This is a genomic window from Arcicella lustrica (assembly GCF_034930985.1).
Classification (GTDB): domain Bacteria; phylum Bacteroidota; class Bacteroidia; order Cytophagales; family Spirosomataceae; genus Arcicella; species Arcicella lustrica.
In genome coordinates this window covers 40,913-55,747 of the sequence record NZ_JAYGIM010000006.1, presented here as the reverse complement: position 1 = coordinate 55,747, position 14,835 = coordinate 40,913, and the positions used below count along the sequence as shown (strand labels likewise).

Sequence of the window (14,835 nt, the reverse complement as noted above, 5' to 3'; positions counted from 1 at the left end):
CAAAAAGCTCTGTTTAGAATCATTTTATGATAATTTTGTATTAATTATTGCCAGTATGCTAATTCAGCATATTTGAGTTGAGGGAAGTCTAGGTTTTAATAAAGATTTCTCTGACGAATTGCAATGAAAACCGAGGCGAAGCTGTTAGTATAGAAACAAAACACAAGGCAATAAAATAATATGACTTTCACTTTCCACGCAATTGTACTCTTGCTAAATCTTTGTTTAGCAAAACCAATTCCCACAAAAACGGCTGTTGTACTGGATGAAACGCAGACACTTTATGCCGATTGCCAGTTAAATGGAGTGGTAAGCTACAATGCTTTCAAAGAATCTGTTGATGGTTATCAAACTTTTCATCCATCAAAACCCATCGTTACCATTGTAGATTTTTCTCTACCTTCCAACGTGGAACGCTTTTTTGTGATTGATTTATCAAAAAAGAAATTATTGTTCTCTTCTTTGGTGGCACATGGTAAAAAATCTGGCGAAAATCTGGCTCGTTCTTTTTCAAATAAAATAGATTCACATCAAAGTAGTCTTGGCTTTTATTTGGTTGGGAATAAAATCACGAGTCCAAAACATGGTCTCGCATTACTTTTATATGGTTTACAAAAAGGAATTAACGATAATGCTCGTCGACGAGAAATCATCATTCATGGTGCATCGTATGTCAGCTCAACTTTTATTCAGAAATTTGGTCGTTTAGGCAGAAGTTACGGTTGTCCTGCTTTACCAAATGATTTGATTCCAAAAGTAATTCCAGTATTGGCAAACGGTAGTTTGCTTTATATTCATTCTTAAAGTAAGTAAAAAGAAGTTATCAGTTAATAGTATATCTGTTATCTGTAAATTCTCAAAATCAAACAGTTACTTATCAAATATGCTTATAAAGTAATGTCTATTTAATCTTTCTTTATACTTAAGTAATCGTGCAATATAAGTTTAGATTTACAAATTGCCCAATAAGTTGATATTCAGATACTTAATCTCATAATTCAGCATTCGCAATTCAGCACTCATACTTATATACTCCTATGAAAACAATTAAAAAAACATATCCTTTATTTTTGAGCTTATTCTGTGCTTTATTTTTCCTGATAATCATTCAGAGTTGTAATAAAGAGAAAAGGAAAAAGAGAGGTATTTTGCCAGATTCAAGCATTTATCAATCACAGAACTATAATGATTTAGTATTAGATTCTGCTTCTATTACTGCTTTTCTTAAAACTTTCCCTGTGTCAGATACCATTCAAGAAGAAATTCATGAATTTTATACAAGAAGGAACTACCAATTGGCATGGATTACTAAAAATGGATTAACAAATTCTGTTTCTATTTTTTATAATCAATTGCAGGCTTATCAAAAAGATTTTGATGATAACAGCTTTGATAATGCCCAAATGGAAAACTTAATATTAGCGGCTCAGGCTGATGAAAAAAAGTTTCAAACTCAAAAAAGCGAAGTACAACAATTAGAATTATTATTGACTGCCACTTTTTTTAAATATGCCGAAAAAGCATACAATGGCATCACCAAAAATCCATTCGATTTAGAATGGTTTATTCCCCGAAAAAAGAAAAACTATCAAACTTTACTGGATTCACTTGTATCGCTTTCTAAAGGTGAAAAAATACAAGAACCTGTTAATCAATACTATATTCGTTTAAAAAAGAAGCTCCGAGAATATCGTGACATTCAACAAAAAGGCGGTTGGCAACAAATAGTTGCTAACAAAAAAGTAATCGCACTTGGCGATAGCGACTCTTGTATTGTCAATGTAAAAAAACATTTATTACTCACTGGCGACCTCCAAGAAAATGATGGAAGCATGGCTTTTACAGATTCGTTGGCAAAAGCAGTAAAAAGGTTTCAGTTTAGAATGGGTTTATCCAAAAATGGAGAATTAGACCTTGCTACTATCAAAGAATTGAATCAGCCTGTTGAAGCCAGAATCAAACAAATCATGATTAATATGGAACGCCTCAGATGGGTTCCTGTTGAACTAGAAAAAGATTATTTGTTGATAAACATTCCAGAATTCAGATTACATGTTTTTGAAAATGGCAAACAAGCTTGGGCGATGAATGTGGTCGTTGGAAAAACCGCTACACAAACAAGTATTTTTAAAGGACATTTATCGACCATTGTTTTAAATCCATACTGGGGAATTCCGACGAGTATTGTAAAGAATGAAATATTACAGAAACTCAAACGAAATGCAGATTATTTGTCTGATAATAACATGGAAGTACTTTCAGGCAATACGGTGGTGAATCCGAATAAAATCAATTGGAAAAAATATAAAGACAATGAAAATGTGCCTTTTACTTTCCGACAAAAACCCGGAGACGACAACGCACTTGGAAAAATAAAGTTTTTGTTCCCTAACAATTTCAGTATTTATCTACACGATACACCATCAAAAGGATTGTTCAATGAATCGAAAAGAGCTTTTAGTCATGGTTGTATCAGAGTAGCCGAACCCAACCGATTAGCCCTTTATTTATTAAGAAAAGATTCTACTTGGAATGAGAATCGAGTTAATAAAATTCTAAAAACTGATAAAGAATACGGCATTCGTGTTCGTCCGACTGTACCCGTTTACATCGTTTATTTTACTACTTGGGTTGACAGCGCTGGACAAATCAATTTCAGAAAAGATTTATACGATTTAGATACGAAGCTTTCGAAAGAGATTTTTGGGAGTATGTAAGCGATGCCTTTATAACAGCATTTTATCTGGATAATTGTTTGCTCGCTTGGAGTTTTGAAAACACAAGTCCAAGTGAGGAAAATCTAAGTAATAGCTCGCTTCAATTGAGCTCCAATACAGAAAATCTGAGTAATAGCTCGCTTCAATTGAGCTCCAATACAGAAAATCTGAATAACAGCTCGCTTCAATTGAGTTACAACACAGAAAATCCGAGTAACAGCTCACTACAATTGAGTTCCAATACAGAAAATCTGAATAACAGCTCGCTTCAATTTAGTTACAACACAGAAAATCTGAGTAACAGCTCTCTTTGATTGAGTTCTAATACAGAAAATCTAAGTAATAGCTCCATCTAGTAGTAGTTTAAGCGAAGTGTTCCTACGACCCCAAAAGTAAAAAAAAGCCTCACGCTCGGTCTGGTCGTTAGGTTAGCGAAGCGTTCTTACGACCATAATTGCTCCCGAGAGTGTTCACTGAACCTCATCTCGTTCAAGACTGTGTCTTGGACGTTTTTTTTAATTCAGTTTCAAACTGAATTAAAGTTTAGCACAAGTGACGCTTTGCTTAACACTTGCGCTAGTTGGGGCTTAAAGGTTTAGACATTGAAACGATTTCAGAGTTTGCAGATGTTTCAATAGAATTTGTGCATTCGGTTCAGCAACAACTTTCTGGAAGCTAACGTAACGTATAAAATTTATAAAAATTTACGATACATTCAACAAAAGCCCTAAATTGGGCTTTTGTGCTTTCTAAGACTTTCTTCATAAATAATACTCGACGAGTGGTCATAACTAACGACAACCTTAATTTTTAAATCTGACAACTTTTTATGGGTTTTTTGTATTCAAGTAACGACAAAGAAATTTACGCAATAAGAAGGAAAATTTTTACAGAGAAAGGACTTCCATTGTTGTTCAATATTGGTTTTGAAAAATCGCCATTTTCTGGGGCTTGCTTTGGAAGGTACAATAACCAACTTCATAGCTATGATTTGTGTAGGTTGACTGAAGATTCAATGTTACAAAAGATAACTGTACATATCAGCAGAAGCGATAGGTGGATTCAAATTAGTCTGAATATTTTTCAGTTAGATAAAACGATTAACTCTTTACTACAATTAAATAGTGTTGATGGGATTAAGTATAGTCTCCCCCCTAATAGTATTTCTAACATGCAACTAAATGTTGACGATTTCAAAGGAATTCCTTTATTGAATTATGATTTTATGTTTAGGAGTCATAAACTCGCTCATTTTTGGACAAAGAGAGGATTTGAAAAAAGTTTAAGAAAACTTGAATTCAGAATAGTAGAAGATTTGAGCAATTTTGAAAAATATATTGACAGATGGCACAAAATGTATAATCCATTAAATACTACAATTGAAGGTAATATTATTGGATTTGAAAAAATGACAATTAATGAAAGACTTGAAGCTACACGTTTAACTAAAAGGTTCAATGACACAAAATACAAGAACAATGCCGAAGCTATGTATATTTTAAAGTGGTTAGATGTTGATGATTTGACTATACAAAATATTTTAGGATTGAAGTAAGTTAGTAATTAACACTCGGTCTGGTCGTAGGTTAAGCGAAGCGTTCCAACGACCAGATAAAGCCAAAGTTGTGTTTAAAAAAGTCGCCCGAAATATCCAAAAAACTGTCCAAGAAGCGATAAAACTCAATCTAAAAAATTGCTTGAAATGTCTAATTATCAACTTTGATTCCTACTTTTCAATTCTTCTTTGATTGTCTTGATGCTGTTATAATTTATAAACAAGATAGGCGAAAGTGAAAGTGCAACAGCAATAAGGCTTACTCCTATGAATCCTTGTGTAATTGCCAATAAGGTAGCCATAATTAGTAACACAGTAAGTAAACCCGCTAGTACGCCTGTTACCATTGTTGTAGCTTTTTTCTTTTTGATTAAGTCCTCAGCCGATAAATCACTAAAATTTTCCTTTGCTATTTTTATTGCCATTTTTTTCTCTGTTTTGATTGTTATTGTTTTTATGCTTACCGCCAACTACTAAATATACGAATGTTTGCGGTTTTTTCTAAAATTAAATATTTGTTACAAATAAAGAGCTAAACTGTTTTTAAACTACTTATTTTCAATTAAATACCCAATTCATCCGTTCCAGTAATCAGTTTCTCGGTCTGATCGTTGGTTAAGCGAAGCGTTCCAACGACCAGATGGTCTGCTACCCCAGGAAACTACCCAAAAATAAAAGCTATCAATCGTCGATTGATAGCTTTTATTTTTAACATTAACTCTTACTTACAAATCCACCTTCTGCATTTTCGGAGTAAGTAAATGAATTATTCCCCAAGCCAACAAATAAGCAAATCCGCAAACTAAAAAGATGATATTATAGCCGCCGTTAAGGTCGCCCAATAATTTATATTTATCTAAAATAATTCCGATAAAGTAGGGAAACAAAACGCCACCTAATGAGCCTGCCATGCCACCAATGCCTACGACTGAACTAATGGCTTTTTTCGGAAACATATCTGAAACGATAGTGAAAATGTTCGCACTCCAAGCCTGATGAGCCGAAGCTGCCAAGCTTATCAAAAATACTGCTACCCAAATATCAGACGCATAACGAGCCAACATAATTGGTGTTACGGCAATCGCAAAAATCAACATGGCAGTTTTTCTAGCTTTGAAAACCGTCCAGCCTTTCTTGATAAAATAACCCGACAAATAACCGCCTCCGATACTTCCAATAGTTGTACAAGTATATAAAACAGCAAGATGTAAACTTGGCTTTTTTAAATCTAAAGCAAAAGTTGAAGAAAAATAAGAAGGCAACCAGAATAAAAAAAACCACCAGATTGGGTCGGTCAAGAATTTCCCAACTACAAAAGCCCACGTTTGTTTGTATTGAAACAATTGAAGCCAAGGAACAGAAGCACCTGTAATTTCTTCTTCGTTATCGCTATGAATATGTTGAAATTCTGCTGCTGAAAGATTTTTCTTACGAGCAGGCAATTCATAAATAAACCACCAAAAAAGTAACCAAACAAAACCAATTGCACCAGTAATGATAAATGCTTCTTCCCAACCGTAAGCACCCAAAATCCACGGTACCATAATCGGTGCGACCACCGCCCCAATGTTTGCTCCAGAATTAAAAATCCCTGTGGCCAAAGCTCTTTCTTTTTTAGGAAACCATTCCGCTACTGATTTAATGGCAGCAGGGAAATTACCCGCTTCGCCAAACCCTAATGAAGCTCTAGCAATACTAAAGCCTAAAGTAGTTTTAGCCGCAGCATGAAAAATAGCAGCGATACTCCAAATAATAATGGAAATTGTATAGCCTAATTTCGTGCCGATTTTATCAATAATTCTTCCAAAAATCAATAAACCAATAGCATAAGCTGCCGTAAATGCCATTACTACTTTAGAATAATCACTTTCTGTCCAAGATAATTCTTTTTCGAGTGTTGGTTTCAACAAGCCAATTACTTGTCTGTCAAGATAATTGATGGTTGTGGCAAAGAATAATAAGGCGACAATCGTCCAACGGTAAGTACCTGAATTTTTCATAGTTAATCGTTAAAAAGAATCATTTATATGCGGTGATTGTCTGAATACTTCCATCTGAATTGTGTTTTAATTCCGTCACTTTTACATTTCTTAAATGTGTTTTTCCAGAAAGTTGTACATCATGATAGAACAAGTACCATTTTCCTTCTACTTCAACAATTGAATGGTGATTTGTCCAGCCCTCAACAGGATTCAAGACTACCCCTTGATAAGTAAAAGGGCCATAAGGATTATTTCCCGTGGCATAATTGATAAGATGCGTATCGCCCGTTGAATAAGAAAAATAATATTTCCCTTTATATTTATGAACCCAAGAAGCTTCAAAAAAACGTTTGGAATTATCACCTGCTAACAATACTTTCCCATTTTTATCAAGGATTTTTACGTCTTTTGCTTCTTCTGCAAAGCTTAACATGTCTTTACTTAATTTCGCAATTTTGGGTGCTAAAGCTGGCTGATTATCATTTTGCAATTTCCCTTTTGGGTCATAAGATCCTGTTTTCCAGCGTTGTAGTTGTCCACCCCAAATTCCACCGAAATACATATAAAAATTTCCATCTGTATCTTTAAACACACTTGGGTCGATACTAAAGCTTCCTTTGATAGGCTCTTTCTCCGCTTTAAATGGACCTACAGGACTTTTGCTTGTGGCTACACCCATTCTGAAAACATCTTTTTTGTCTTTCACAGGAAAGTACAAATAATAAGTACCATTTTTGAATGCTGCATCTGGCGCCCATAATTGGCGACCAGCCCAAGGAATATTTTTAATATCTAAAGCTACACCGTGATCAGTTACTTTTCCTCCAATTTTATCCATTGATAAAATATGATAATCTTTCATATCAAAATGCCCCCCTTCATCATCTTGTGGCACACCCGATTCAATATCATGTGATGGATAAATATAAATTTTGCCATTGAATACATGTGCAGAAGGATCGGCAGTGTAAATATGCGAAACCAAAGGTTTAGAAATAGGCTTTTTACTTTGTGCAAACACAGCCAATGAAGTGGCAAGAAATAAAGCAGTTAAAAATTGTTTTTTCATGGAAATTAACATTAGGAGTGTTGAAAATTCAAAGCTATTCAGCTACGAATTTTCCAGATGGATTCAAATTATTTAAGACAAATTTATAATAATATCCATCTTTTTCAAGATTATTACAATAAAATCATAGAACACATCGGAACACCTGATTGACTTAGGCTTTCATTAAGATGCGACTAAAGTCACACCCTAATGAAAGTAAGATTTGAGCCATCGTTTTTATACCTGAAAACTTTTACTCATTTACTTAAAGTTGTACTTATCTAAAGCTTATGGACTAAAGCCTAAAACCCAATTGAATTACCACCATCTACAGGAAGAGAAGCACCAGTAATATACTTTGCTTCATCAGACGATAAAAATACTGCCGCCATGCCAATATCTTCTGGCTGACCAAAATAGCCCATTGGCGTTCTGTCGAGGGCTTTGTGTTTTCTAGCAGGGTCGGAATTCATGGCAGTTTTTGACATTGCCGTTTCGATAAACCCCGGTGCAATCGCATTTACACGAACATTTTCGGTAGAAAATTCCATTGCCAGAGCTTTCACCATGCCTTCAACGCCACATTTTGAAGCCGTGTAAGCGACTACTCTGTCGATGCCATAATAGGCAGCCATTGAGGAAATCATCAAAATTGAACCGCTTTTTCGTGGAAGCATTCGTTTAGCACAAGCACGAGTCAGGGCAAAAACGGCATTCAAATTGGTATTAACAACTCTACTAAATTCTTCGTCTGTTACTTCTACCGCAAATTTTTTCATATTAATTCCAGCATTATTGACCAAAATATCAATCGCTCCAATTTGTGATTCAATTTGTTCAACTAAATCTTCTAAATGCTCTAATGCCGTTACGTCGTTGACAAAGTAAAAGGCATTTTCGCCCAATTCTGCCACGGCATCTTTTAGCATTTGTTCACGTCTGCCAGTGATGACCACTTTCGCTCCTGCTTTAATCATGCACTGAGCAATGGCAAAACCAATTCCACTTCCGCCCCCAGTAATTAGGGCAATTTTTCCTTGTAATGAAAACATAATTTTATTTAAGCTGTAAGCTATGAGTTGTGAGCCATCAGCTTTTTAATGTTATTGTAAATCTAAAGTATTTAAGGACATATTTTTGACACAGAGTTTAGCAGAGCTTTGTCTTTGTAAGAGTTCCACAGAGTGTTGTATGGTAATATTTCTCTATGAAACTCTTTATATTCTCTGTGTTACTCTGTGTCAAGCTCTCGACTCAAAGCTCATCGCTCACAGCTAAAAAGCTACCTCAACTGATAAATCTCCACCAATTTTTTTACTTCTTCCAAACTCCTTTCTGGTTTCGGGAATTGGGCAGGAATTGGCATTTTTGAATATTGTTGGAAGTACAAAACACAAGCATCTCTCCACCAAATGGCTTCTCTTTCTTGTACTGCCAAACGACCTGCAACGTCTTCAAAAATCTCTTTATCAATATTGGGTTTCTCGGAATTCCATTCTTTACGCATGTCTTTTACAGATTGTAAACCTGTATAATAGCGAGTACAGAGTTCATCCCAAAGTGTATTTCCTGTTGATAATTTCGTTTTCCAGCCTACGTGATGAAACCATAATAAATACGACAATGGCGTTTTGGCTGGGTCATTCCATTGATTTTGTACTTCTTGCGTATAAAGTAAAAGTGCTTCAGAGCCTTTTTTTGTTCTGTCGAAACCAATCCCCAAAGTATCAGCACGATGATAATATGCCGAAGCCCAATCGGGACGGTCGCTTTTCATCAACCAAGGTTCTGGGCCAAAGTGAATGCCTTGTCCCATGATGTGATGTAAACCCAAAGGAGTGGTGAAATTCACATAATTTTCACGAGATTCTGTTAAAATTTTTGTAACCGTTTTAACTGTTTTTGGCTCGTGACTCAATGTCATTTTCACCCATTCATCGGCAATTTGTTCAGATGATAATTCATGATTCCAAGCCAAACGACCAAAAGCATACCAATTGGCTTGCGACATAAAATGTCCTGTCCAATTTCTATCCGAACCCGTATTAGCAACACCAGCGATTGCCGTTAAATGATAATCGTGTAAAGAGCCATCTACCACTTTTGCTACCGTCGAACCTTTTCCATTCACATAAGTATCTGATTCTAAGCACTCTTTAAACAATGGAGCTAAATACACTAAGTTGGTAGTAAAACCCAAGTACTCTTGCGTAATCTGAAATTCCATTGCCAAAGGCGTTTTGGGCATTGCTCCAAAAAGCGGATGAAAAGGCTCACGAGGCTGAAAATCAATCGGACCATTTTTTACTTGAACGATTACTTTTTTATCAAACTGTCCATCCAAAGGTTTGAAATCATTGTAAGCTTCTTTGTAGCGGTCGCCTTTAGGGTCATCTTTCGAACTTGGTTTATAAACAAATGCTCGCCAAATCACTACGCCAGAGTATGGTTTCAGGGCTTCTGCCAACATATTGGCTCCGTCGGCATGAGTTCTACCAAAATCTTGTGGGCCGGGTTCGCCTTCTGAGTTGGCTTTTACCAAGTATCCTCCAAAATCTGGAATAATGCTATAAATTTCATTGGTTTTAGCTTGCCACCAAGCACGTACTTGTGAGTCGAGCGGGTCGGAAGTTTTTGTTCCTTTGAGAATTTTCGGAGCAGCAAAATTGATAGATAAAAATACTTTGATGCCATAAGGACGAAAAACATCTGCCAAAGCTTTTACTTTCAACAAATACTCTTTTGTCATAAATCTTGCACTGGCATTTACATTATTTACCACAGTGGCGTTGATACCAATTGAAGCATTCGCTCGAGCATAATCTTTATAACGTGGGTCGATATTTTCAGGCAATTCATACCATTTCCACAGAGAAGAACCTGCATAACCTCTTTCGATTGTTCCGAGCGGATTATCCCAATGATTCAACATTCTATATTGAATTTTAGGATTACTTACTATCGAAATATTCGATAAAGATTTTCCTGTTTGAATACTTCTCAGCAATTCAAAAGTACCGTACAAAATTCCTTTTTCAGTATTAGCATTGATGACGATATTACCATTTTGACTTGTAATCGAATAGCCTTCTTCATTCAAATCTTTGTTGAGAGACAATTGAAAAACTATTCCTCCAGTACTTTTTGAAGAAGCAATTACAGGAACAGATTTTCCTAATAAGCCTTTTAAACCCGATTGCAATTCAATGGAAGCCGTTTTTACGATTTCAAGTTGAGAATTTACAACGATAAATTTTGTCAGACGAGCATAGCTTTCTCGTTCTTGCTGATTCTTAATTAAATCATATTTCAGCCACAAACGATAGCCATCATCTGCAAAGGTTTTTATGCTTAGAAAAAGCAACAAAAGGCAAATTATTTTTTTGAACATTTTAGATAAATTTTCTTGAAACAAATACTGATGACATAAAACCTTACTCCAAACTTCGCTCAATTCCCAATTGTAAACCTCTTAATTCAGCTAAACCTTTCAATCGACCAATGGCTGAGTAACCCGGATAAGATTTACTTTTCCCTGTTTTGTCCAAATCATCCAGCATTAAATGTCCGTGGTCTGGTCGCATCGGAATTGAAATTACGCCTTCGTTTTTTGCTTTTCTTCGCTTCTGTTCCAACACAATTGCCTTCACTACTTCGTACATATCCACATCGCCAGTCAAATGTGCGGCTTCATGAAAATTGAGTGGATTTTCTTCTCTTTTGGTTGTACGTAAATGAATAAAATGAATGCGTTCGCCAAAGCGTTGAATCATTTTTGGTAAATCATTGTCTTCTCGCACGCCCAAAGAACCCGTACAAAAAGTAATACCATTTGCCACCACATCACAAGCATCCATGAGTTGTGCCAAATCATTTTCTGTACTTACTACTCTGGGTAAACCTAACAAAGATTTTGGTGGGTCGTCGGGATGAATACATAAATTCACGCCTAATTCCTGAGCAAATGGAGCAATTTGTTGCACGAAATAATACAAATTGGCTCGCAGTTCTGCATCACCAATATGTTTGTAATTATCTAATAAAGCTTGAAAATTACTGAGTTCAAAAGCTTCTTCCGAACCGGGTAAACCCAATAAAACAGTATTCGTCAACGAAGCAATTTCTTCGGCAGTCATTCGTTCAAACTTCTGTAAAGCAGATGCTTGTACTTCTTCTGTATAATCTAAAGGTGCATTGAGTCTCTTCAGAATATATAAATCAAAAAGAGCAAAATCTTCCCAAACAAAACGCAAGGCTTTTGAGCCATCAGGCATTTCATAATTTAGGTTTGTCCGTGACCAATCAAGTACGGGCATGAAATTATAACACACCGTTTTGATTCCACAAGTCGCCAAATTTCGGAGTGAAATCTTGTAATTTTCAATATAAATTTCTCTTGAAGGCAATCCTTTTTTGATGTCTTCGTGAACTGGCAAACTTTCTACAACCGCCCAACTAAGGGGAGTATATCTATCATTATCCGCTTCAATAATTTGAATACGCTCTTTGATTTTTTCAATCGTCCATATTTCCCCAACAGGAATTTGGTGCAAGGCTGAAACTACACCCGTACAACCTGCTTGGCGAATGTGCATCAAAGAAACTGGGTCGTTGGGACCAAACCAACGCATTGTGTGCATCATAGGAGTTGTGAATTTTGAATGATGAATTATTTTAATCTGATTGCTGGACAATTTTCTTACACAGAGATAAGCAGAGTCTTTATTATAATCTCAGTGAAACTCAATAAAAACTCTATGGCTCTCTGTGTCTTTCATAAAACGTCCATTAATCAGCATCATAAATTTTTAATAAAAAAGCTCGAAGCTCATGGCTCAAAGCTGATAGCTAAACCAAAATGCGAGCAAACTTTTGTGCTTTTATTGATAATTTCGTTGCTAAAAAGCAGTGTTCTTGGGTCATTGCAGTTTCTGTACGGTTCACAATATCGTTTACTAATTGTTCACCATAAGGCAATACTTCATTGCTACAGTCGATGTATTTGGTTTCTTTGTTGTTCACCAAGTATAAATTATTGCCATGATCACGACTGGCAATATCAATATTTTTACGGATTTCAATATAACCTTCTGTTCCAAGAATCGTCAAGCGACCGTCGCCCCAAGTTTTTAAGCCGTCTGGTGAAAACCAATCTACTCTTACATAACCTGTTCCTTCATTTCCACGCAAAACCATATCGCCAAAATCTTCAAACTGAGGATATTGTTTGTGGGTATAATTCGCTACTTGCGAACTTACAACTTCCGCTTTAGTTGAACCTGTAAAGAATAAAAATTGGTCGCACTGATGAGAACCAATGTCGCAAAGGATGCCACCAAATTGTTTTTTATCAAAAAACCAAGCAGGTCTCGACGCAAGATTGATTCTATGTGGCCCCATGCCAATCGTTTGAATTACTTTGCCAATAGCTCCTGCTTTTACCAATTCTCCAGCCTTTACAGTAGCCTTATTTTCAAAGCGTTCACTGAACATAATAGAATAAATTCTCTTAGTCTCTTTTTGTACTTTTCTTACTTCTGCTAATTGCTCAAGTGTAGTAATACCCGGTTTATCCGACATAAAGTCTTTTCCGTGTTTCATTACTCTAATACCCAAAGGAGCTCTTTCGCTGGCAATCGCAGAACTTAAAACCAAGTGAATTGATTTATCTTCCAAAATTTCTGCTTCGCTTGATGCCTGTTTTGCATTAGGATATTTTTTGGCAAAATTGCTTAATAAATCAGCCTCTTTAGCAAAGAATGAAACCAATTCTCCGCCACCACGAATTACGGCTTCTACTTGTCCATAAATGTGAGTATGATTCATCCCAATCACCGAAAATTTGATTTTTGGAGCAATATTTTGATGAATATATGGAGCAATAATTGTTTGATTTTTTGTTGTTCCTGCGATAATTTCTTGTGAAATACTTGGTAATAATACCAAACCAGTGGCTGACGTAATTGTATTTTTAAGAAAATCTCTACGTTTATTTTGTTCGTTCTTCATCGTTAAAATACGGTTTTATCTAGTTGATTTACTTTTTTTAGCAATTTCCAATGCTTTAGTTGTGGTATAATATTTTGAAATCATATTGGGAACTTCCCAAGCTGGCAATTTACCCACTTTCAAAAATTCTAAGTATTTTTCAGTTACTCTTCCAAAATGTGCTTCATGTCCTTCTTTGTACTTTTCTGGGATAATTACTTCCCAGCCTTTTGTATTTTTTTTCACCGAAACACCCGCAAAATCTTTTTGTAATTCTGCTATAGCTTTTTGAATTTCTGCTTCATAATTGCCAGAAACATTCACAGGCTCGATGTATAAAGTAGGTTTGAAAGCTTGTTCCGCTCCTTGACGAATGATAAGATTTGCTTTCGTACCACGCATGATTGAATAATGCATATCGCCACCACCTTCGGGAGCTTTATAAGCCCAAATCACAGAAGCTTTGGCATGAACACCTTTTAGCTGATAATTGATTTCGCCGTTGGCATAGATTTTCAATGTAGTATCATTGGCTAAATCTTTCTTTAAAAAAGTTGGAAATCCATCTGTTTTGGTGATGGTTTTAAACTGATTTAAAGTCATATCAGTCGTCCAACGCTTGGCATTGATGATTTTGATGTCTTTTTTGTAGTCAATTACTTGTTCAGGAAAACATTCCCATTGAATCAAATCGACCAAATGCGTCGTAACGTCCACAATTCCTTCGCCTTGCTGGGCTACGTCCATAAACCAATTAGGTCTTGTGAGTACACTTCCAGAAACGTATTTATAGAAATGATGTACACTTTCTTTGGTTACGGCAGGATTATCTGGCGTACCTTTTTCAAGTTTTCCAAAAACCGATGGAATCAATGAAAAAGCTCTTTGCAACATCGTACTGATTTCATAACGCTCCGTCATAATATCATAAAGCAGTACTTTCTTTTCAGATGCTTTTTTAAACGTTGCTTGTAGCTTGGCAAAATCTTTTGAAGCAATAATCATCGGTTTATCTGAAAGTACATTGAAACCCGCTCCGACTGATTTAGCCAAATAATCTGCCTTAATTCTGTTATTTCCAGCAATTACAACTACATTTCCTTTTTTTTCTGCCAGCATTTTTTCCAGATAATCATTGCCTGCATAGATTTTTTCATGCCAATCCGTCGGCTTATCAGCTCTTGAATTGTAGGAATTAATTCTATCTAAATGATAATGAAGGTCGTTGCCTACTGGCGCATAAACATGCACCGTTGAACTTACTTCAGGGTACATATTTTTTTGGACCAATGCTGCATGAAAGTGTCCTGGGTCAAGTGTGATGAGGTTTACTGTCTGTTTCTGACTTTGTGCAAAAACAGTAGAAGACAAACCTAATCCAATACTTAACAGTGTTTTATTGATATGAATAAATTTCATGGTATTTTTTTTAGCTGTGAGCTATGAGCCGTGAGCTATGAGCTTTTTTTATTTGCTTTATTAATTGATTTTGGGTCAATTATACACAGAGTTTAACAGAGTTTTTAATGAGTATCACAGAGT

Annotated in this window: 11 protein-coding genes; 3 read left to right on the top strand and 8 right to left on the bottom strand. The window is 35.7% G+C overall.

The genetic code is table 11. The features are described 5' to 3' along the window. Window positions 1-180: 180 nt before the first annotated feature. From VB798_RS08170 to VB798_RS08160, 3 genes are all read left to right on the top strand, one after another. Window positions 181-804 (top strand): murein L,D-transpeptidase catalytic domain family protein, encoded by a 624-nt coding sequence (locus tag VB798_RS08170; RefSeq protein ID WP_323257791.1) that lies wholly within the window; start codon window positions 181-183, stop codon window positions 802-804. A gap of 233 nt (window positions 805-1,037) precedes the next feature. After that, entirely contained in the window at window positions 1,038-2,717 is a 1,680-nt protein-coding gene (locus tag VB798_RS08165; protein ID WP_323257789.1) for a L,D-transpeptidase family protein, read from the top strand. Window positions 2,718-3,546: 829 nt separating this feature from the next. Continuing rightward, on the top strand, window positions 3,547-4,272 hold the full coding sequence (locus VB798_RS08160) for a hypothetical protein (protein WP_323257787.1): 726 nt from the start codon (window positions 3,547-3,549) through the stop codon (window positions 4,270-4,272). 158 nt (window positions 4,273-4,430) lie between these two features. Here VB798_RS08160 and VB798_RS08155 read toward each other — a convergent pair whose 3' ends face one another. The 8 genes from VB798_RS08155 to VB798_RS08120 form a co-directional block, all read right to left on the bottom strand. After that, window positions 4,431-4,697, bottom strand: a complete 267-nt coding sequence (locus tag VB798_RS08155; protein WP_323257785.1) for a hypothetical protein — start codon at window positions 4,695-4,697, stop codon at window positions 4,431-4,433. 300 nt (window positions 4,698-4,997) lie between these two features. After that, on the bottom strand, window positions 4,998-6,272 hold the full coding sequence (locus VB798_RS08150) for an MFS transporter (RefSeq protein WP_323257783.1): 1,275 nt from the start codon (window positions 6,270-6,272) through the stop codon (window positions 4,998-5,000). A gap of 19 nt (window positions 6,273-6,291) precedes the next feature. Continuing rightward, on the bottom strand, window positions 6,292-7,323 hold the full coding sequence (locus VB798_RS08145; RefSeq protein WP_323257781.1) for a glycoside hydrolase family 43 protein: 1,032 nt from the start codon (window positions 7,321-7,323) through the stop codon (window positions 6,292-6,294). A gap of 284 nt (window positions 7,324-7,607) precedes the next feature. Continuing rightward, window positions 7,608-8,357 (bottom strand): SDR family NAD(P)-dependent oxidoreductase, encoded by a 750-nt coding sequence (locus tag VB798_RS08140; RefSeq protein WP_323257779.1) that lies wholly within the window; start codon window positions 8,355-8,357, stop codon window positions 7,608-7,610. A 230-nt stretch (window positions 8,358-8,587) separates the two neighbouring features. Beyond that, on the bottom strand, window positions 8,588-10,696 hold the full coding sequence (locus tag VB798_RS08135) for an alpha-glucuronidase family glycosyl hydrolase (protein ID WP_323257777.1): 2,109 nt from the start codon (window positions 10,694-10,696) through the stop codon (window positions 8,588-8,590). 43 nt (window positions 10,697-10,739) lie between these two features. Continuing rightward, window positions 10,740-11,948, bottom strand: a complete 1,209-nt coding sequence (uxuA, locus tag VB798_RS08130; RefSeq protein ID WP_323257775.1) for a mannonate dehydratase — start codon at window positions 11,946-11,948, stop codon at window positions 10,740-10,742. 205 nt (window positions 11,949-12,153) lie between these two features. Beyond that, entirely contained in the window at window positions 12,154-13,314 is a 1,161-nt protein-coding gene (locus VB798_RS08125) for a Gfo/Idh/MocA family protein (RefSeq protein ID WP_323257773.1), read from the bottom strand. Between the two features lie 15 nt (window positions 13,315-13,329). Next, window positions 13,330-14,712: a putative oxidoreductase C-terminal domain-containing protein gene (locus tag VB798_RS08120; protein ID WP_323257771.1), complete on the bottom strand. Its 1,383-nt coding sequence runs from the start codon at window positions 14,710-14,712 to the stop codon at window positions 13,330-13,332. Between the last annotated feature and the right edge of the window lie 123 nt (window positions 14,713-14,835).